At 61.4% G+C, this 20,361-nt stretch carries 20 protein-coding genes; 16 read left to right on the top strand and 4 right to left on the bottom strand.

The window, feature by feature from the left end; all coding sequences use genetic code 11:
- The coding region (locus AAC126_RS07225; protein WP_339851579.1) for an NYN domain-containing protein at positions 1-377 on the top strand (377 nt) is incomplete at its 5' end.
- Between the two features lie 19 nt (positions 378-396).
- Entirely contained in the window at positions 397-1,047 is a 651-nt protein-coding gene (locus tag AAC126_RS07230; protein ID WP_339851582.1) for a uracil-DNA glycosylase, read from the top strand.
- Positions 1,048-1,050: 3 nt separating this feature from the next.
- Here the strand turns inward: AAC126_RS07230 and smpB are convergent, their stop codons facing one another.
- Positions 1,051-1,521 carry an SsrA-binding protein SmpB gene (smpB, locus tag AAC126_RS07235; RefSeq protein ID WP_339851584.1) on the bottom strand — a complete coding sequence of 157 codons (471 nt, stop codon included), beginning with the start codon at positions 1,519-1,521 and terminating at the stop codon, positions 1,051-1,053.
- A gap of 42 nt (positions 1,522-1,563) precedes the next feature.
- Positions 1,564-2,439, bottom strand: coding sequence for a 4-hydroxy-tetrahydrodipicolinate synthase (gene dapA / locus AAC126_RS07240; RefSeq protein ID WP_339851586.1), 876 nt, complete (start codon positions 2,437-2,439; stop codon positions 1,564-1,566).
- Positions 2,440-2,859: 420 nt separating this feature from the next.
- Here dapA and AAC126_RS07245 point away from each other — a divergent pair, with 420 nt between their 5' ends.
- The 3 genes from AAC126_RS07245 (at position 2,860) to AAC126_RS07255 (ending at position 6,677) form a co-directional block, all read left to right on the top strand.
- Positions 2,860-4,851, top strand: a complete 1,992-nt coding sequence (locus tag AAC126_RS07245) for a transglycosylase SLT domain-containing protein (protein WP_339851589.1) — start codon at positions 2,860-2,862, stop codon at positions 4,849-4,851.
- A 6-nt stretch (positions 4,852-4,857) separates the two neighbouring features.
- Entirely contained in the window at positions 4,858-5,562 is a 705-nt protein-coding gene (locus tag AAC126_RS07250; RefSeq protein WP_339851592.1) for a haloacid dehalogenase type II, read from the top strand.
- A 113-nt stretch (positions 5,563-5,675) separates the two neighbouring features.
- The gene (locus AAC126_RS07255; RefSeq protein ID WP_339851595.1) at positions 5,676-6,677 is read left to right on the top strand and encodes a threonine/serine dehydratase; all 1,002 of its coding nucleotides are present in this window, start codon (positions 5,676-5,678) and stop codon (positions 6,675-6,677) included.
- 61 nt (positions 6,678-6,738) lie between these two features.
- On the opposite strand, the gene AAC126_RS07260 is transcribed toward AAC126_RS07255, so the two are convergent.
- Positions 6,739-7,239, bottom strand: coding sequence for a polymer-forming cytoskeletal protein (locus AAC126_RS07260; protein WP_339851597.1), 501 nt, complete (start codon positions 7,237-7,239; stop codon positions 6,739-6,741).
- Positions 7,220-8,563, bottom strand: a complete 1,344-nt coding sequence (locus AAC126_RS07265; protein WP_339851599.1) for a peptidoglycan DD-metalloendopeptidase family protein — start codon at positions 8,561-8,563, stop codon at positions 7,220-7,222. Before AAC126_RS07265 ends, AAC126_RS07260 begins: the two co-directional genes overlap by 20 nt.
- A gap of 310 nt (positions 8,564-8,873) precedes the next feature.
- Here AAC126_RS07265 and AAC126_RS07270 point away from each other — a divergent pair, with 310 nt between their 5' ends.
- The 11 genes from AAC126_RS07270 (at position 8,874) to AAC126_RS07320 (ending at position 20,355) form a co-directional block, all read left to right on the top strand.
- On the top strand, positions 8,874-9,503 hold the full coding sequence (locus AAC126_RS07270) for a hypothetical protein (RefSeq protein WP_339851601.1): 630 nt from the start codon (positions 8,874-8,876) through the stop codon (positions 9,501-9,503).
- A gap of 131 nt (positions 9,504-9,634) precedes the next feature.
- Positions 9,635-10,891: a sarcosine oxidase subunit beta family protein gene (locus AAC126_RS07275; RefSeq protein WP_339851603.1), complete on the top strand. Its 1,257-nt coding sequence runs from the start codon at positions 9,635-9,637 to the stop codon at positions 10,889-10,891.
- Between the two features lie 12 nt (positions 10,892-10,903).
- A complete protein-coding gene (locus tag AAC126_RS07280) occupies positions 10,904-11,194 on the top strand; it encodes a sarcosine oxidase subunit delta (RefSeq protein ID WP_339851605.1) in 291 nt (96 codons plus the stop codon).
- Positions 11,191-14,223, top strand: a complete 3,033-nt coding sequence (locus AAC126_RS07285; RefSeq protein ID WP_339851607.1) for a sarcosine oxidase subunit alpha family protein — start codon at positions 11,191-11,193, stop codon at positions 14,221-14,223. Before AAC126_RS07280 ends, AAC126_RS07285 begins: the two co-directional genes overlap by 4 nt.
- Positions 14,216-14,824: a sarcosine oxidase subunit gamma family protein gene (locus AAC126_RS07290; protein WP_339851610.1), complete on the top strand. Its 609-nt coding sequence runs from the start codon at positions 14,216-14,218 to the stop codon at positions 14,822-14,824. Before AAC126_RS07285 ends, AAC126_RS07290 begins: the two co-directional genes overlap by 8 nt.
- Before the next feature lie 83 nt (positions 14,825-14,907).
- Positions 14,908-15,594: a hypothetical protein gene (locus AAC126_RS07295; protein ID WP_339851612.1), complete on the top strand. Its 687-nt coding sequence runs from the start codon at positions 14,908-14,910 to the stop codon at positions 15,592-15,594.
- A gap of 67 nt (positions 15,595-15,661) precedes the next feature.
- Positions 15,662-16,282 carry a LysE family translocator gene (locus AAC126_RS07300; protein ID WP_339851614.1) on the top strand — a complete coding sequence of 207 codons (621 nt, stop codon included), beginning with the start codon at positions 15,662-15,664 and terminating at the stop codon, positions 16,280-16,282.
- Between the two features lie 5 nt (positions 16,283-16,287).
- A complete protein-coding gene (locus AAC126_RS07305) occupies positions 16,288-16,782 on the top strand; it encodes a thioesterase family protein (RefSeq protein ID WP_339851617.1) in 495 nt (164 codons plus the stop codon).
- An 8-nt stretch (positions 16,783-16,790) separates the two neighbouring features.
- A complete protein-coding gene (locus AAC126_RS07310; protein ID WP_339851618.1) occupies positions 16,791-17,549 on the top strand; it encodes an SDR family NAD(P)-dependent oxidoreductase in 759 nt (252 codons plus the stop codon).
- A 114-nt stretch (positions 17,550-17,663) separates the two neighbouring features.
- Positions 17,664-19,271, top strand: coding sequence for an ABC transporter substrate-binding protein (locus AAC126_RS07315; RefSeq protein ID WP_339851620.1), 1,608 nt, complete (start codon positions 17,664-17,666; stop codon positions 19,269-19,271).
- A gap of 61 nt (positions 19,272-19,332) precedes the next feature.
- Positions 19,333-20,355, top strand: a complete 1,023-nt coding sequence (locus AAC126_RS07320; RefSeq protein WP_339851622.1) for an ABC transporter permease — start codon at positions 19,333-19,335, stop codon at positions 20,353-20,355.
- Positions 20,356-20,361 lie beyond the last annotated feature (6 nt).

Genomic DNA, 20,361 nt, shown 5'->3' on the forward strand with positions numbered 1-20,361 from the left:
ACATGGATATCGAGCTTGCCATCGATGTCCTCGAAATGGCCGAACATCTCGACCATGTCGTTCTGTTCTCCGGCGATGGCGATTTCCGCCGTCTGGTCGAAGCCGTTCAGCGCCGGGGCGTGCGGGTGACAGTTGTCTCCACCGTCAAATCCCAGCCGCCGATGATCGCCGACGAATTGCGCCGCCAGGCAGACCATTTCCTGGAGCTGAAGGATTTCCAGGAAAAGATCGCCCGCGCCCATCAGGGCCCCCGCCCGGTGCGTCCGCAGCAGGATGAATACGAAAACGGTGTCGAGGATGACCTCGATGACGATGACGATGATTACGAAGACGATCTCGACGAAGCGGAAGTGACGCCGCGTCGCCCGAATTACTGAGCCGCGCCAAAACAGCCTGATGACCGCACAGATATCAAGCCTGGCAGAGCCGGGGCGCGATTGCCCGCTCTGCCCACGGCTCGTCGATTTTCGCCACGGTAACCGCGAGAAATTTCCGGACTGGCATAATGGCCCTGTGATCTCGTTCGGACCGAAGGATGCGGCTTTTCTTATTGTCGGTCTTGCGCCCGGCCTGCGCGGAGCGAACCGCACGGCCCGCCCCTTCACGGGCGACTATGCCGGCGACCTTTTGTATCAGACGCTGGACCGGTTCGGCTTCTCCGAGGGAACATATGTCAGCGAAGGCAAAGACGATCTGAAGCTCGTCGATTGCCGTATCACCAATGCTGTGCGCTGCGTGCCGCCGGAGAACAAGCCAATCGGTGCCGAAGTCAAAGCCTGCGCACCCTTTCTTCAGATGGAGCTCGCCGGCCCCCGGCGGGTCGTTCTGGCGCTCGGCGGTCTTGCCCATGGCGCCGTGCTGTCAGGGCTCGGCATTCCGAAGAGCCGCTTCAAGTTCGGACATAATGCCGTGCATGAGCCTGGCGCCGGTTTCACCCTGGTGAATTCCTACCACTGCTCGCGCTACAACACGAACACCGGCAAGCTGACCGAAAGCATGTTCGAGGATGTTTTCCGGACAATCCGGAGCTTGCTCGATACGGATTGAGCGTCAGTTCTTCTCGCGCATCAGGCGCGCCTTGTCGCGCTGCCAGTCCCGCTTCTTCTCGGTCTCGCGCTTATCCATCTTCTTCTTGCCCGTCGCGATCCCGATGGAGATCTTGGCAATGCCCCGGTCATTGAAATAAAGCCGCAGCGGGATGAGCGTTGCCCCTTCCCGCTGTATCAGACCGAGCAGGCGATCCCGCTCCTTGCGATGCACAAGCAGACGCCGTGGCCGGCGCGGCTCGTGATTGAACGGCTCTGCCGCCGGATATTCCGGGATATGCACATTGAAGAGGGTCAGCTCTCCGCCGTCCTGGCCAGCATAGGACTCGCCGATGCTGGCCTTGCCGTCGCGCAGGCTTTTCACTTCGGAGCCAGCCAGAACGATACCGGCTTCGATCGTGTCTTCAATAAAGTAGTCGTGCCGCGCACGACGGTTCTGGGCGATCAACCCGTCGCCTGAGTTCTTTCCCGCCATGGGAGATTTCCTTCAACCGCCGGGCAGAGCCCGGTCCGCTGATCAGTTCAGCAGACCGGCATGCCGCAGAGCGGATTCCACTTTTTGTTTGCTGCTGTCCGCGATCTCGCAGATCGGCAGACGCGCCGTCGGCTCACAAATACCGAGCAGGCTCGCCGCATATTTGACCGGACCCGGGCTGCTTTCACAGAACAGGGCCTGATGCAGCGGGGACAACCGGTCATTAATGGTCATGACCGTATCGAGATCGCCCTTGCCCCACGCCCGGTGCAGTTCCGACAACGGCCCCGGCGCGACATTCGCCGTCACCGAGATGCAGCCGTGACCGCCCTGGGAGAGAAACGGCACAACAGTCCCGTCCTCACCGGTCAGCTGAGAGAAGTCCGGTCCAATAGCAAGCCGGGTTTCCATCGGACGCGTGCCGTTGGCTGTCGCATCCTTCACGCCGACGATGTTCGGCAATTCGGCGAGCCGCTTCATGGTATCGACCGTCATGTCGACGATGCTGCGTCCCGGGATATTGTAGATCACGATCGGCAAATCAACCGCATCGGCAATAGCCTTGAAGTGCCTGTAAAGGCCTTCCTGGGTCGGCTTGTTGTAGTAAGGCGTGACAATCAGCGCCGCATCCGCGCCGGCTTCCTTGGCATGCCGGGTCAGCTCGATGGCTTCCTCGGTCGAGTTCGAGCCAGTACCGGCAATAACCGGAATCCGGCCCGCAACCTGATCGATGCAGATTTCGACAACCTGCTTGTGCTCGGCATGGCTGAGAGTCGGGGACTCGCCGGTGGTTCCCGTGGGGATCACACCGTCCGTACCTTGCTCGATCTGCCAGTCGACAAGTTTTCGGAACGCGGCCTCGTCGACCGCGCCGTTTTTAAACGGCGTGATCAATGCTACCAGGGATCCCTTGAACATTGGATTTCCAGCATTGTAGGCCACGTCTCGTCTCCTGCCGATTTTGGCTGTTTCCTCGAAAGACGGGGACCATACGCTTACCTTCACGGTGTAACAAGAACTAGCGTTCCCTTTATGGCCATCGCGATTTGCCGCCTGCACATGATGCCCCCGCCGGTCCATAGCGAGTGGTGACTTAGCGTAAAGCGCGTTTCCTGTTACTATATGTCCAGGCACGCAGACTCCGCACCGGTTCAACCTGAAGATCCTGTCCGCGTGCGCTGTCCAATGACGGGGGAGTAGACACTTCGAATGCTGTTCCGAAACGGATCAACGCCACGCGCGATCCTAGCTGTTACCGCCTTGTTGATCGGCGGCAGCGCAATTCTGGCAAGCCCTTCAAGCCAGGCTGCAGCTCCAGTTCCGGAAATCCGGCCTGAATTGGAACGACCGCCTCTGCCGGTCGTCAGGCCCGGAGACATCCTTGTTCCGCAAAACAGTTCGACTGCCTACAGGCGCGCCTTCGAGTTCGCAGCCAAGGGAAAATGGACGACTGTTGCACAAATTCCGCGGGACCCTGCCCGCCCCGAGCTGGAGAAGGTCCTCACCTGGTTGCGCCTTCGCGATCCGGCAAGCGGCGCTCAGTTCGACGAGATCGCAAGCTTCCTGAAAGAGAACCCGGGCTGGCCCGGCCGCTGGGGCATGATTGCCCGCGCTGAATATCTGATGCCGGACGATCTACCGGAATCGGCGCGGAAATCCTGGTTCGCCGATATCTCTCCCCAAACCGCCTCGGGACGCCTGAAATACCTGAAATCCCTCGAAGACGAGACAGACCGCACTGATCTGACCGACACGGCACGGGCCTACTGGCACGAAACACCGTTCGGACTTTCGGATCAGCGTGCTTTCCTTCAGCGTTACAGATCCCTGCTCCGCTCCGAGGATCACTGGATCCGTCTCGACCGGATGTTGTGGCGCGGCTACATTTCCTCCGCCCGGCGGGTCTTGCCCCTGGTCGAGAAAGACAGGCGGGACCTGGCATTGGCGCGAATCACACTGCGCACCCAGTCCCCCGGCGTCGATGGCGCCATCAACAGGGTTTCCGACGATCTGAAATCAGATCCCGGCCTGCAATATGAACGTCTGCGCTGGCGCCACCGTAAAGGCCGCAACGACGATGCCCTTGAGTTGCTCTGGTCCGTGCCTGCGAACCAGCAATTCCCCGATCTCTGGTGGCGGGAACGCTCCCGGCAGATTCGCTATGCTCTCGACGACAATCGCAAGGAGGATGCCTACCTTCTCTCTGCGGCGCATATCCAGCGTAGTGGGTTGAGTTTCGCCGAAGCAGAGTGGAATGCCGGCTGGATCGCCCTCCGTTTTGCCGACAAGCCCGTCGAAGCATTAGCGGCCTTCGAAAAACTCTATAACGGCGTCAGCACATCAATCAGCCTGGCCAGGGCGGCTTACTGGGCAGGTCGTGCGGCCGAAAAACTCGACCAGAAAAAGAAGGCCCGCGACTGGTATCGCCTGGCCGCGGAAAACCCCGCCACATTCTACGGTCAGCTCGCGCAGGCACGTCTCGATACCAACGGCTTCCAACTCCCCCGAGAGCCCAAACCGACCTCGGCCGAGCGGACCACCTTCCGGCGCACGGAGATTGCGCAAGCCGCCTCCTCGCTCGGACGCATAGGCGAAGACGAACTTGCCCGCGATTTCGTGCTTCATCTCGCATTCCTCGCCGAGGACGGAACACAGGCAGTCCTCGTCGCCCAACTGGCGCGCGAACTGGGCTATCTCGATATTGCCGTCCGGGCCGCACGGCGGGCTGCCCGTAAAGGCGTTGTCCTGGCCCAGGCCGGGTATCCGACACGCTATGCCACCGAACACGGACCGCTGGAGCCTGCCCTGATGCTCTCCATCATCCGCCAGGAAAGCGGGTTCGATACGAAGGCGCAAAGCCGGGCCGGTGCACGCGGCCTGATGCAACTGATGCCGGCGACGGCCCAGCAGGTATCGAAAACCGTCAACCAACGCTATTCGACAAAGCGGCTGACGACCGACCCCTATTTCAACATCCGGCTCGGCAGCACCTACCTCTCCGGCTTGATCGATCGGTTTGGCGGTAATTACATTCTCGCGATCGCCGCTTATAACGCCGGCCCCGGCAATGTGAACCGGTGGCTGCAGGAGCGCGGCGATCCGCGCAGCGACGAGGTTGACGTCATCGACTGGATCGAGCGTATCCCGTTCGGGGAAACCCGGAATTATGTCCAGCGCGTGCTGGAAGGGCTGGTGGTCTACCGGACCCGGCTGGGGCGTCACAGTCCCGTGATATCATGGGATAAGGTCTCCCCGCGCGATGTCTGGTGCGTTACGGCTTGCGGCGTTCTGCTGGATGCCCATCAGGCGTCCTTGCCCACAGGGGAGTAACGCTCAATGCCGGTAAACCCGTCCTTCACAGGCATCAAAGCCTGTGTATTCGATGCCTATGGCACCTTGTTTGATGTTCATTCCGCCGTCGCGCAATGCCGCGGCCAGTTTCCCGATCCGGAGGCACAGGCGGACAGGACATCGGAGATCTGGCGGACGCGGCAACTTCAGTATTCATGGCTCCGGGCCTTGCAGAACCGTCATGTCGATTTCTGGCAGGTGACCGGAGACGCGCTCGATTTCGCACTCGAATCCGTCCTCGGCAACCTTGGCCCCGCCGGTCTGCGCGATGCGCTGCTGAACAGCTATCTCACCCTGGATGCCTATCCCGAAGTGCTTGGTGTGCTGAAAAATCTCCGGGACAGCGGCCTGAAAACCGCGATCCTCTCCAACGGCTCGCCTGAGATGCTGGAACGGGTATGCGATAAATCCGGTGTCGGCGCGCTGATGGATGCCGTTCTCTCGGTCGAGGAAGTCGGGATTTACAAGCCGCACCCGTCTGTCTACCAGCTCGCTGTCGACCGGCTCGGCGTGCATGCGGATAGTATTTCTTTCCAGAGCTCGAACGCCTGGGACGCAACCGCTGCTTCCGCCTTCGGCTTCAGGGTTGCCTGGATCAACCGTTTTTCCCAGGCGCCGGAACGGCTCCCCGGCAAACCGGACGCGGAACTCCGGACCCTCGATGAATTGCCGCCCCTTCTCGGCAATTGACCCGGTGACAATCACAGCGTTGCACCAGCGCCCGCGCACTCCTATCGTCATCATACGCCGATCCGCATATTGACACCTTCGCGGACAGGTCCCCGAGACAGGAGAAAGACCAGATGAACGAGCTTGCTTCAACGCACCTCGCAGCCCCCGTTTTCGCCGATGTCGAAGCTGCCGCCACGCGCCTGAAAGGCGAAGCGGTACGCACTCCTCTGCTGGAAGCGCCCCTGCTGAACGAGAAGCTCGGCGGCCGACTGCTCGTCAAACCGGAGTGCCTGCAACGCACAGGGTCCTTCAAATATCGCGGCGCCTTCAACCGGCTTTCGCTGATCCCGGAAGCCGACCGGGCGCGGGGCGTGCTCGCCTATTCCTCCGGCAACCACGCCCAGGGCGTCGCCCATGCGGCGGCCCGGCTCGGCATCAAGGCAAGCATCATCATGCCGGAAGATGCGCCGGCGATGAAAATCCAGAACACCAAGGATTACGGCGCTGAAGTCATCCTCTATGACCGCTACAACGAGAGCCGTGAGGAAATCGGCCAGCGGATCGCCGCCGAAACCGGCGCCACCCTGGTCCGCCCCTATGACGATCCGGGCGTGATTGCCGGACAGGGCACCATCGGCCTTGAAATCGCGGAACAGGCAGCCGAAGCCGGCGCCACTCTGGATGCCGTTATCGTCTGCTGCGGCGGCGGCGGGCTTGTCTCCGGCACCGCACTGGCTATTCACAATGCCGCGCCGGGCGTCGCGGTCTATTCCGCCGAACCTGAAAATTTCGACGACATGGCCCGCTCCCTCGCCAGCGGCAAGCATGAGAGCAACGATCCCAATGCACGCTCCATCTGCGATGCCATCGTGACGCCGACCCCGGGAGAGATCACCTTCAGTCTCTGCAAGCCGCTGCTGGCAGGCGGTCTCGCGGTCAGCGACGATGAAGCTCTCGACGCGATGGCGGCGGCATTCCGTTATCTGAAAATCGTTGTGGAGCCCGGAGGCGCTGTTGCTCTTGCCGCCGCCCTCAGCGGCAAAATCGACATGAAGGGCAAGACCGTTGCCGTCGTTTGCTCAGGCGGGAATTGCGATTCTGAAATGTTTACGCGGGCACTCGCCCGCTCTTAAGAGAATGCACATAAGAAACGGGCGGCGAAATCGCCGCCCGTTCGAATGTCAGCCCCGAAGATTAAACGAGGGCGTGAGACTCTTTGCCTTTGGCATCGGAAACGGTGCCGGTTGCCGGATTGCCCCCCCCGACAACGCTCGGTGAAGCCAGTTCCGGCTTCGTGCCAATCCGCTCCAGCGCTTTTTTCTCCACCGGCTTTTCATCCGGGAAGTGCCGGCAATTGCCTTCAAAGAAGGCGCCGGGCTCGATGGTCAGCCGTTCCTGGACAACGTCTGCAATGACACGTGCCGTCTTGCTCAGCGTCACATGGCGCGCCTTGACCTGGCCGGTCACCGCGCCAGCGATGACGATGGCATCGGCTTCAATCGATCCACGCACAACGGCCGTGGAGCTTATCGTCAGCTTCTTGCTGGTGATATCACCCTCGACCGTACCGTCGACCTGCATGTCCCCGTCGCTCACGAGGTTGCCGCTGACCACAAGATCAGCACTCAGGATCGAAGGCGCAGCCTGCTTCTGCGGTGGCTGCTGCTGGCCGCGACTATCCTTTTTTTGAAACATATCGTCCCGCCTTGAGAAAGTTACGCGGATTCATCGGTTTATTCTTGTAGCGAACCTCATAGTGCAAATGCGGTGCCGTGCTGCGGCCCGAAGAGCCCATCCGGCCAACCACTTCGCCCAGCCCGACCATCTGGCCCACTTTCACCGCGATACTACTCATATGCGCGTATCGGGTCGTGATATTATTTCCATGATCGATTTCAACGATGCGCCCATAGAAGGCCTCACGGTGCGCCCGGATCACTTTGCCCGGCGCCGCCGCCATCACTTCCTGTTTGCGCGGTCCGGACAGATCCAGACCGGCATGCAATGCCCATCGCTTGTTGATCGGATCCTTGCGCCGGCCGAAGCCGCTGGTGAAGTAATATTCTTTCATCGGCACGATCAGCGGCACGGACAGATAGACATCGCGGAGCTTCTCCCAGCGGGAAAGCCTCAGCTCCAACTGTGTTTCCAGGTCGTCTGCCTCTGAACGCTCGGACTGGAGCTCCGGGTGATAGGGAATGAAGGGGCCACCCTGCCCCATGATCATTCCTTCGGGCATCGGCGCGATGCGCTCCAGATCGAGCCCCGTCTGCCGCAACACGGCTTCAACAGCATGAATATTGTTGAGCGCCCGCTCCGAAATCGCTTCCAGCCTGTGCCTGTGTTCGTCGTCAACGTCGGTGAGCCGCGCTTCCAATGAGGAAATCCGGCTCCGCAACGAATCGTTTTCCGATGTCACGGAACTACGCTCGAGCATCACCGTCCTGAGATCCGAGCGAAGATGCGCAATGGTTTCGGAAAGATGATCCCTCTGGGCCACGGACTCCGCGAGCTCGTTATTCAGGCGCCAAAGACGGCCGTCCAGCTTTTCGCGTTCCGCCGCGATCTCGTTCTTCTCGGCTTCGAGGGTTTCGAGATGGGTCCGCAGGTTACTGATATGCGTCTCGAGGCCGTTATTCTTGCCGGTCATCCGGCGCAGCTCGCGGCCGAGGAGGCTGAACTGATCGTTAAGAGCTTTGCGCCCGGCATTGATCCGGTCGCGCTCCACCTGGGTGTACCGCAGCCGCGACTCGGTCGTTGTCAGGTTCGTGCGCAAGCCTTCGTTCTGATCGAAAAGCCGCTGAAGCTGGCCCTGCGTCTCTTTCAGGTCACGCGTGATGGCAACCACGGAAAGCTGATAATCCGAGACCTGGTCAAGCAATTGGCGGTAGGAATCCTGGCTGCGCTGGATAGCGACGTCTTTGCCCCGCAGCAAATCGTCCTGCATGTAAACGCCGACCGACGCGAAGCCGACCCAGCCTGCCGCCATCATCCACACCAGAACGATGCCGACCTGCAATCGGGTACTGAGCGAGAAATAGCGAATCCGTGAATCGGATCTTAGTATGACCTCGCGTTCGCGAAAAAAGTGATTAATCCAGGCTGTTATGCTGCTTGCAAGCGAAGAGCTTTGCGTTTCCATACGCTTGTAGCCTTGAATATTGTGTCCGACATCCCCTGAGAAGAGTACCTGCCAGACCGCCTCAAAGCAAGACGGGCGGCATTTTTGAGCGTCATTGGCTGCAACATGCGGACCCGCGCGGGCAATAACCATAAGTAACTCACGAATTTATGCCGACAGGGACCGTGATCGGAGTAAAATCCAGTCCATGGATCGGGCACAATGGGAAGCTGACCAGATACGCGGCGTCGCACTCGCCCTGCGGCACTGGTTCGAGGTTTCCGACACGGAAACGCGCATGCGGGAGCTGGGTATTCGCCCGGCCTCCGACCGCAAGTCATCGCACCCGGCGGACAAGCGTCTGCAGGCTTTCGCGCTTACTGCTTTACCGCCCCAGATCGTCCGCCTCAAACCGGAAGCACCAGTCACGACCCTGCATTTGCTGCAGGTTGTCTATGATGACGGGATGATGCGGGCCGACCCGTGGCGCTGGTGGTTCGCCTGGATCAGCATTGAAATGATTTCCCGGCTCGGCCCGGATCCGAGTGGCCGGCAGGTCAAGAATTTCATCCGCACCGACGACAGCCTGCAATCCGTCCGCCATACCGCGGCCCGCTGGCTCGCCAGCAATGAAGCCCGAATCGATTACGTAAATAACGAGTTCAAGACCTTGCTGCGGCAGGCACTCGCCGATCGGGAAACCGTCCCCGATCAGGACTCGCTGATCGACCGGCTCGGTCAACCTCTCGTGGTCTTCATCGAAGCGATGGCGGGGGAAGCCGGGCGGATCTCCGCCGGCATCACCGCGCAACTGGCCGAACGGGTCGAACGGATGTAGCAGAAGACCTGCCCGCGCCCCTGCATGGCGTAATTGCGCGACAGCAGGTCGTAATCTGGCTTTTCGTTTTGCCGTGCCTGGTGCTAGGCATATCCGGTCATTTCCTAACGATACGGCAAGGCAATCCGCTCATGGCCGAATATTCCGTCTTCAGTCTGATCCAGAATGCCCTCACCGGGCACAAAAACTGGCAGCGCGCCTGGCGCGACCCGGAGCCGAAGCCAAGCTACGACGTGGTCATCGTCGGCGGTGGCGGGCACGGGCTAGCAACCGCGTTCTACCTTGCGAAAGTACACGGCATCCGCAATGTCGCCGTGCTGGAAAAAGGCTGGCTCGGCGGCGGTAACACCGGACGCAACACCACCATCGTTCGTTCCAACTACATGCTCGACGACAATGCGCTGTTCTATGAGAAGTCGCTGAAGCTGTGGGAAAAGCTGAGCCATGAGCTGAACTTCAACGTCATGTTCAGCCAGCGCAGCGTCCTCAACCTGGCCCATTCGGACGGGCAGATGGACCGCTTCGCCCGGCGCGGAAACTCCATGCGGCTGAACGGCATCGACGCCGAACTGCTCGACCGGAAAGAGGTCAAGCGCATGATCCCGTATCTGAATTACTCCGACGAAGCGCGCTTTCCGATCTATGGCGGCCTGCTGCAGCCGCGCGGCGGCACCGCCCGGCATGACGCCGTGGCCTGGGGCCTCGCCCGTGGCGCCGACCGGCTGGGCGTGGACATCATCCAGAATTGCGAGGTCACCGGCTTCAAGCGCAACGGCAACCGGATCGAGGCTGTCGAGACATCGCGCGGCACCATCGGCTGCGGCAAGATCGGCTTCGCCGTCGCCGGGAACACTGGTTATCTCGCCTCCAAGCTCGGCATGAAGCTGCCAATCGAAAGCCACGTTTTGCAGGCCTTCGTCTCCGAGCCGCTGAAGCCGTTGATCGACCATGTGGTTACCTATGGCGCCGGGCACTTCTATCTCAGCCAGTCGGACAAGGGCGGCCTGGTCTTCGGCGGCGATCTCGACATGTATAATTCCTACGCACAGCGCGGGAACATGGAGACCATCGACCATGTCATGCGCGGCGGCATCGCCATGGTGCCGTCGCTCTCCCGGCTCCGGCTGCTGCGGCACTGGGGCGGGATCATGGACATGTCGATGGATGGCAGCCCGATCATCGGCAAATCGCCGATCGACAATCTCTATCTCAATTGCGGCTGGTGCTATGGCGGCTTCAAGGCGACGCCGGGCTCCGGCTGGGTCTTCGCCCACACCATCGCCGAGGACGAGCCGCATCCGCTGAATGCCGGGCTCCGGCTCGACCGCTTCGAGCGCGGCCATATTCTCGACGAAGAAGCGACCGGCCCCGTGCCGGGGCATCACTAGGAGGCGCCGGCCATGCTTTATATCGACTGCCCCTATTGCGGCAAACGCGCCCACGAGGAATTCACCTATATCGGCGACGCCACCAAGAAGCGCCCGGATGGCGCCGAGAAGAATGACCCGGCCTGGGTGGACTATGTCTATACGCGCGACAATCCGCGCGGCCCGCATCTGGAACTCTGGCACCACGGCCTCGGCTGCCGTGAAGTGGTGAAGGTGCTACGCAATATCCTGACGCACGAGATCCTCGGGTGCGGACGGCCTGCGGACGACATCCCCCTGCCCGAAGCGGAGACCAAGCCATGATTCGCGGTAAGGAACAGCAGCCCTTCCGGATGTCCGAAGGCGGCGAGATCGAACGCACCCGCCCGCTTAGCTTCAGCTTCGACGGCAAGTCCTACACCGGCTATGAAGGCGATACGCTGGCCTCCGCCCTGCTCGCCAACGGCGTCAAGCTGGTCGGCCGCAGCTTCAAATACCACCGCCCGCGCGGCATCTATTCGGCCGGGCCGGAAGAGCCGAATGCGCTGGTGAACCTGCGCACAGGCGGACGGCAGGAGCCGAACACGCGCGCCACCCAGATCGAGCTGTTCGCCGGGCTGGAAGCCAAAAGCCAGAACCGCTGGCCGTCCCTCGCCCTCGACGTCATGGGCGTGAACGATCTGGCCTCCCGCTTCCTGGTTGCCGGTTTCTACTACAAGACTTTCATGGGAATACCGGGCTGGCACTTCTATGAGCATTTCATCCGCAAGGCCGCCGGTATGGGCGAGGCCAAACATGTCAGCGATCCGGACATCTACGACAAGATGAATGGCCATGCCGACATCGTCGTGGTCGGTGCCGGCCCGGCCGGACTTGCCGCAGCCCTGACCGCAGGCCGGAGCGGCGCCCGTGTCTTCCTGATCGACGAGAACGACAAGCCGGGCGGCCGCCTGCGCAGCGAGCGGGAGACCATAGACGGCAAGCCCGCCATGGACTGGGCCGCGCAAACACTTGCCGAACTCGAGGAGATGGAAAACGTCACCCTCCTCCGCCGGGCAACCGCTTTCGGCTATTACGATGGCGATACCATCGCCGTGCTGGAGCGGATATCCGACCATCTCCCCGTCCCCGCACCCTTCCAGGTGCGTCAGCGCCGCTGGTTGATCCACGCCAAAAAAGTATTGCTGGCCACCGGTTCGACCGAGCGGCCGCTGGTATTCGACGGCAATGACCGGCCCGGCGTGATGCTGGCAGGTGCCGCCCGCACATACGCCAACCGCTTCGCCGTGCGACCCGGAAAGCACGCCGTCGTCTTCGCCAACAATGACGATGGATACCGCACCGCCCTCGACCTTGCGGATGCGGGCATCGAAGTGCGCGGCGTGATCGATCCGCGCAGCGGCGGACAAGGCCCGTTGAAAGAAGACGTCATCGCGCAGGGCATTGATGTCGTCAGCGGGGCTGTCGTCGTCCGCACCCATGGCTATCTCGGCCTTGCCGGTGTCGATATTGCCGATCTCGGCACCCTGCAATCCGGCGCCACCCCGGAAACCCGCTACATTCCGTGCGATCTTCTGGCGACCGGCGGCGGCTGGAGCCCGAACGTGCATCTCTACAGCCACCAGAGCGGCAAGCCGGTCTACGATCCGGCCATCGCCGCCTTCGTGCCGGGCACGTCCCGCATGAATGACCGCTCCATCGGTGCCGCGCGGGGCCGGTTCAGCCTCGGGGATTGCCTTGCCGACGGGTATGCGGCAGGTCAGGAGACCGCAGAGGCACTTGGTTTCACGACTGAAGCTGTGGCGGATATCCCTTCCACCGACGAGCAGGCAACCGGCCCGCTCAAGATCCTTTGGCAGGTTCCGGCATTGCCCGGCCGCAAGGGCCGCCGCTTTGTCGATCTGCAGGACGATGTCACGGCGGATGACGTCAAGCTGGCCCAGAGCGAAGGCTATGTCTCGGTCGAGCATCTGAAACGCTACACCACGCTCGGCATGGGCACGGATCAGGGCAAGACCTCGAACATCAACGGCCACGGTGTGCTTGCCGAAGCCCGCGGTCTCGACGTCTCCGAAGTCGGCACCACCACGTTCCGGCCGCCCTATACGCCGGTCGCCATCGGCGCCTTCGCCGGACGCGAGATCGGCCGCCACCAGAATCCGGTCCGGCGCACGCCGATGCATGACTGGCATCTCGCGCATGGTGCGCAAATGATGGAAGCCGGGCTCTGGATGCGGCCGCAATATTATCTTGGCAAGGATGAGCCCAATTCCCGTGAAGGAATGTTCAAGGCCATCGAGCGTGAGACACTGGCGGTGCGGAACGCCGCCGGGATTTCCGATGTTTCCACTCTGGGCAAGATCGATATTCAGGGACCGGACGCGGCGGAGCTGCTGAACCGGGTCTATATCAACGGCTGGAAGACTCTGGCCGTCGGCAAGGCGCGGTACGGTGTCATGCTGCGCGAGGACGGCGTCGCCCTCGATGACGGCACCACCTCGCGGATCGGCGAGAACCATTATTACATGACGACGACCACGGCCGAGGCCGGACCGGTCATGGAACATCTGGAACTGCATCTCCAGGTCCATTGGCCCGACCTCGACGTCAAGGTCGCGTCCGTCTCCGACGAATGGGCCGCCATGGCCATTGCCGGACCGAACAGCCGCGCCATCCTACAGGACCTGTTCCCGCAACTGGATCTCTCCAACGAGGGCTTCCCCTTCATGGGCGTGCGCGAAGCGAAACTCGGCGCCTTCCCGGCCCGGATTTTCCGCATCAGCTTCTCGGGAGAGCTGGCCTACGAGATCGCGGTGCCCGCCGGGTATGGCGAAGCCGCGTGGGAACGCTGCCTTGCCGTTGGCGAGTCACACGGCCTTGTGCCCTACGGCCTTGAGGCGCTGAACATCCTGCGCATCGAAAAAGGCCACGTGACCGTCGCCGAGATCGACGGCCGCGTCTCCGCCGCCGATCTTGGCTTCGGCAAGATGATGAGCTCGAAGAAGCGCTTTATCGGCGATGCCCTGTCGACCCGCGAAGGTATGGACGATCCGGGTCGCCCGACGCTGGTTGGCCTCACGCCGGTCGACGGCAAGACCAAGATCCGCGCCGGATCGATCCTGGTGGAAGATCCGAAAACGCCACCGCCGGTGCCGAAGCTCGGCCATGTTTCCTCCACCGCCCCGATCAGCCCGAATGTCGGACATCCAATTTCGCTCGGCTTGCTTAAGGACGGCCCGAACCGGATTGGCGACACCGTCTGGGCGGTCTTCCCCCTGAAAGGCGAAGCCGTCCAGGTGAAGGTAACCAGCCCGAATGTCTATGACGTGGAAGGAGCACGCCTCCATGGCTGACACCGTGATTCTCGCCCGCCGCTCGGCCCTCGCCGGAAGCCTGCAACCGGGCGACCATGGCGCCAACCGGTTCGACGGCCCGGGCATTCACCTGACTGAACGCGCCCCGTTTTCCGTCGTGCAGGTCGAAGCCCGTGCCGATGCGATCCCGGCACTGGCCGAGGCATTGGAAGCGGCCACCGGCACGGCGCCGTCCCTCACCCCGAACCAGAGCGCCGGAACAGGCAGGCCGCGTATCCTCGGCACCGGGACCGGCAGGTGGCTTGCCGTGGAGCCGGAACAGCGCGACCTCGCCGCGCATCTTCGTGGTGCTCTGCCGGACAGTATTGCGGTCACCGATCTCAGCCATGCACGCACGGTGCTTCGGTTGTCCGGACGGGATGCCCGGACGCTTTTGGCGAAAGGCTGTTCCATCGATATGCATCCGTCGGTGTTCCTGACCGATACAAGCCGGATGACCGGGCTGTTCCATGCGGCATGCCTGATCGATTGCCGCAGTGCGGAGCCCGTGTTCGATATCTATGTGCACCGTTCCTATGCCGTACACCTGTTCGAAAGTCTGCTCGACGGTGCGCTTGAATATGGCTGCCGCGTTTCCTGAACTTCCGGGAACATCACCAAACATTCTCCGTATCCGCCATGCCTCCCCGTGGTGAGCGGAACAACCATCGTTAAGAGAATCGCATGACCGGAATTCTGCTGCTCGGCTTCCTGATCGGAATGCAGCACGCCTTCGAGGCAGACCATGTCGCCGCCGTGTCCAGCATGGTCACCTCCGGCACGTCGGTGCGCCGCGCGGTGCACCATGGCCTCGCCTGGGGGCTGGGCCACTCGCTGATCCTCGGCGCCGTCACCGGACTGATGATCGGTTTCGGCCTCAGCGTTGACGAGAAATGGAGTGCCATCTTCGAGTTCGGTGTCGGCATCCTGCTCGTTGTTCTTGGCGCCCGTGTCTTGCTCCGCCTCTGGCGTGAAGGCGGCGCCTGGCGCGTCCACCGGCATTCCGATGGCAAGGCCCACATCCATTTCGTCACTGCGGAAAGTGAGCGGACGGAGCATGCACATCGCCACGGCCTGCCGCTCGGCACCATCTCCATCGGCATGGTGCACGGCCTTGCGGGCTCCGGCTCGATCCTGATGATGACGGCGGTCGGCCTCGACACCCCGTCCGATGCAATGCTTTACGTCCTGCTGTTCGGCATCGGCAGCATGATCGGCATGGGCATTCTCTCCGCCATCATCGCCCTGCCGCTGCACTGGACGGGTAAAAGCCTGAAGGCCGGAAATTTCGCCATTCAGGGCGTTATCGGGCTGATCGCCATCATGATCGGCATCACCATCGCGGCAGAGAATGCCAACGCCCTGATGTAGGATTTGCGGCTGGATCAGGCCGTACCGGCGCGGCTAGTCTCTTTCATCCACATTGGAGATGGGTGCCATGATCGATCAGATCCTCGTCATTCTCGGTATCACGCTGCTTGTCATGATCAGTCCCGGACCGGACATGGTGATCGTGATGCGCAACACCATTGTCGGCGGACGCGCGGGCGGGCTGCAATCCTCTCTCGGCGTGCTGGCAGGCAACATGGTGCACATCACCTATTGCGCCATCGGGATCGGCTGGCTGATTTCCGAAAGCATCCTCGCCTTCAACATCCTGAAATATGCCGGGGCCGCCTATCTGATCTATATCGGCGTGATGAGCTTCCGCGCCAAAGACATGGTACTCTCCGCGGAGACGAAAGCCGAACTGCAGAAGAACGCCGGCAAGAGCTGGTTCCTGCAGGGCTTCCTGAACAACATCCTCAACCCGAAGGGAACGCTGTTCTATCTCGGTGTCTTCACCATGGTGATCACCCCCGAGACCTCGACAGCGACGACCCTGCTGCTGGTCCTGATCATGATGTCTGTCAGCGCCCTGTTCTGGCTGTTTTTCGTTTTCACGCTCGACAGCACGATCGTCCGGAACGTACTTGAGCGCGGTCAGAAGATCGTCAACCGGGTGTTCGGCGGTCTGCTGATTTTCCTCGGCATCCGCGTCGCCTTCATGGAGCGCTAACCGAAATGAGCACAGACCTTGGCCACTATGGCGATCTCGCACGCTTTGCCGTCACGGACGATCTGAAGCAACGGTTTCACATTTCCGACGACTGGCATTTCGCCATCCCGAAACTTGTCGAGTGGCGGGACTGCGATGCCTTCGCCCATGTGAACCACACCGCCTACCTGACCTGGTACGAGAGTCTGCGGAATCTTTATTTCGAAACACTGGGCCACCCCCGGCATGCGATGGATGTGCCCGGCCCGGTGATGAAGCACCTGGAGACGGACTATCTGCGCGGCCTCGCCTATCACACGCCGGTCTGCGTCACTGGCCGCGTGGTTTCCATGCGCAATACCAGTCTGGTGATGACCTATGCCACCTGGGACGCCGACGGCTGCTGCAACAGCTCGACCCAGCTTTTCGTCATGGTGGTGAACCAGACCGGCGAGAAAGCGCCGATCCCCGCCGCCCTGCGTGCCGCGATCATCGCGCTCGACGACCCGGAAACAGCGTGAGGCCAGCAATGCCCGGTCAAACGATATCCTATGATTTCACCGGACGGACCCTGTTCCTGACCGGGGCCGGCGGCGGCATACCGGCGGCTATTGCCAGACTGTTCGCCGCCTCTGGCGCAAACCTGTTTCTGACCGACCTGCATGCGGGCAGCCTGACCGCGCTTGCGAGCGAGCTGCAGGACGTGACCTCCCTTGTCACTCACGCCCTTGATGTGTCCGACCCACAAGCGGTCACAGCCGCCGCTGAAGCCTGCCACGCCCGGTTCGGGCAGATCGATTATGTCGTCACAGGCGCCGGGCTCTATGAGGAAGGCACCGTGGACGGCATGGAAGATGACGTCTGGCGGCGGGGCATCGCCGTCAATCTCGATGGCGTTTTCCACACCGTGCGGGCAGCCCTGCCCCATATGCCGGATGGCGGCGCCGTGGTGAACATCGCCTCCATGGCGGGGCACCGGGGCAGTTTCGGCCATGCCCCCTATTCCGCGGCGAAAGGCGCTGTCCTTGCCCTCACCCGCTCTCTCGCCCAGGAAATGGCTGGCCGGAATATTCGCTGCAATGCCATCTCGCCGGGCCTGATCGACACGCCGATGGTACGCGGGCTTATGCAGGAGCGCGGTGGCGACATGCTGAAAATGACCCCGCTCGGAAGGCTCGGCACTCCGGAAGACGTGGCCGGGGTCGCCGCCTTCCTGTGCAGTGACGGTGCCGCCTTCCTGACGGCAGAGACCATTCATGTGAATGGCGGCCTTTACATCGCATCCTGAGTGCACTGCACATAACAAGTGTTTGAGATCACCGTCTCCAGCGACTACGCTGCATTTCAAGGGACCATTTTGGCCCCTGAAAATAAACCAATAAACAACGTCATGAGGCTTCACATGAATGCAATGGCAAAGGGTTTTGCGCTTGCGGCACTGGCCGCATCCGTCGCAATGCCCCTCTCATACGTGCCGTCCTATGCGGATACGCCGGCTGATACGCTCGTCGTCGCCAACCGTATCGACGATATCGTTTCGCTCGATCCGGCCGAAATCTTCGAATTCGCCGGCGGTGATCTTGCGAACAACGTCTACGACACGCTGATCACCTTCGACGCAGCCGATCTCTCCAAGGGTTATGTTCCCGGCCTCGCCGAGAGCTGGACCGTAAGCGAGGACGGCAAGACCTTCACCTTCAAGATGCGTCCTGGCGTGAAGTTCCATTCCGGCAATCCGGTCACCGCACAGGATGCCGCCTTCTCCCTGCATCGCGCGGTCATCCTGAACAAGACGCCGTCCTTCATCCTGACCCAGTTCGGCTTCACCGCCGACAATGTGAAGGACAAGATCAAGGCGACCGACGACATGACCCTGGTCATGGAAACGGACAAGAAATACGCCACCTCCTTCGTCCTGAACTGTCTCAGCGCCACCATCGGCAGCATCGTCGACATGAAACTGGCGATGGAACATGAAGCCGACGGCGACATGGGCTACGAGTGGATGAAGACTCACTCCGCCGGTTCCGGCGCCTACTCGCTGCGCGGCTGGAAGCCGAACGAGAACTATGTTCTCGATGCCAACCCGGATTACTGGGGCGGAGCGCCTGCCATGAAGCGTGTCTTCATGCGTCACATTCAGGAATCCGCCACCCAGCGTCTGCTGCTTGAAAAAGGCGACATCGACGTTGCCCGCAACCTCTCCCCCGACGATATCGCCGGCATCGCCGGTAATGACGGCGTTAAGATGGAAGAGGATCTGCGCGGCCGCATCATGTACTTCTCCCTGAACCAGGACGTGCCGGTTCTGGCCAAGCCGAAGGTGCAGGAAGCCTTCCGCTATCTGGTCGATTATGAAGGCATGGCGAACAGCTTCCTGCGCGGTCAGTACACCGTGCATCAGGCTTTCCTGCCGCTGACCTATCTTGGCGAGCTGAAAGACAAGCCCTACAAGCTCGACGTCGAAAAGGCGAAAGCCCTTCTCGCCGAAGCGGGTGAAGCGGACGGTTTCGACGTGAAGATCTTCGTTCGGAACGCCCAGGAGCGCCTGGAGATCGGTCAGTCCCTGCAGAACAACTTCGCCAAGGCAGGCATCAAGGCAACCCTTGAAGTCGGCACCGGCAAGCAGACCCTTGGCGCTTATCGCGCCCGCAAGCACGAGATCTATCTCGGTGCCTGGGGCCCGGATTATCCGGATCCGCACACCAATGCCGACACCTTCGCGCATAACCCGGACAACGCGTTCGAAGCAAAGAATACCGGCAAGCTGGCCTGGCGGAACGCCTGGGACATCCCGGAGATGACCAAGGAAACCGAAGCCGCCGTCGAGGAAAGCGATCGTGACACCCGGGCAGAGATGTACCGCAAGATCCAGACGGACCATCAGAAGTCCAGCCCGTTCATCGTCATGCTGCAGAAAATCGAGCAGACCGGCTTGCGCAAGAATGTCACCGGTTTCTATACCGGCAGCGCCGTGAGCAATGTCTCGTACGATACGGTCAAGAAGTAACCTTCGGGGATAAAGCTGCCGTATGGCACTAAACACATCACTTGCGACAGGGAGAGGAGCAGTGCTCCTCTCCCCGCGTATTTTGCGGTCCGTCCTCAGTACGGCCGCAACCGTTGCCGTCACTTTTGTCGGCCTGCTTTTCGTCACCTTCATCATCGGCCGGGTCATGCCTATCGACCCCGCGCTGTCCGTTGTCGGCGACAAGGCAAGCGAGGAGATCTATCAGGCCGCCCGCGTTGCGATGGGCCTGGATCAACCGCTCTATATCCAGTTTTTCTATTACATCCGGGACGTCTTCCAGGGTGATCTCGGCACCTCCTTGCTGACCGCCAGACCGGTCGCGGAGGATATTGCCCGGGTGTTCCCGGCAACCCTGGAGCTGGCGACCATCGCCACCATCTTCGGCATCCTCTTCGGCGTCCCCATGGGCGTGATCGCCGCGGTCAACAAGGGTCGCTGGCCGGACCAGATCGTCCGTCTGCTGGGCCTCTTCGGCTATTCCATGCCGGTCTTCTGGCTCGGCCTGATCGGCCTGCTGATCTTCTATGGCGTGCTTGGCTGGGTCGGCGGGCCGGGCCGGCTCGACATCTTCTTCGAGGATGTGGTGCCAAGGATCACCGGCGTTATCCTGATCGACAGTCTGATCGCCGGGGATTTCGAGATTTTCGGCAATGCCTTCTCGCACATCATCCTGCCCGCCTCCGTGCTCGGCTACTACTCGATCGCCTATATCAGCCGCATGACCCGCAGTTTCATGCTGGAACAGTTGAGCCAGGAATACATCACCACCGCTCGCGTGAAGGGCATCTCGGAATTCCAGGTGATCTGGCGCCATGCCCTCGGCAATGTGCTGGTGCCGTTGATCACCGTGATCGCGCTTTCCTACGCCCAGTTGCTTGAAGGATCGGTGCTGACCGAAACCGTCTTCGCCTGGCCCGGCCTCGGCTTTTACATCACCACAGGCCTGCTCTCGGCTGACATGAATGCCGTCCTTGGCGGAACCATTGTCGTCGGCGGTGTCTTTGTCGGCCTCAATCTGCTCTCCGACCTGCTCTACCGGCTTGTCGATCCGCGCGCCCGATAGCAGGAC

This window comes from uncultured Nisaea sp., assembly GCF_963974195.1.
Classification (GTDB): domain Bacteria; phylum Pseudomonadota; class Alphaproteobacteria; order Thalassobaculales; family Thalassobaculaceae; genus Nisaea.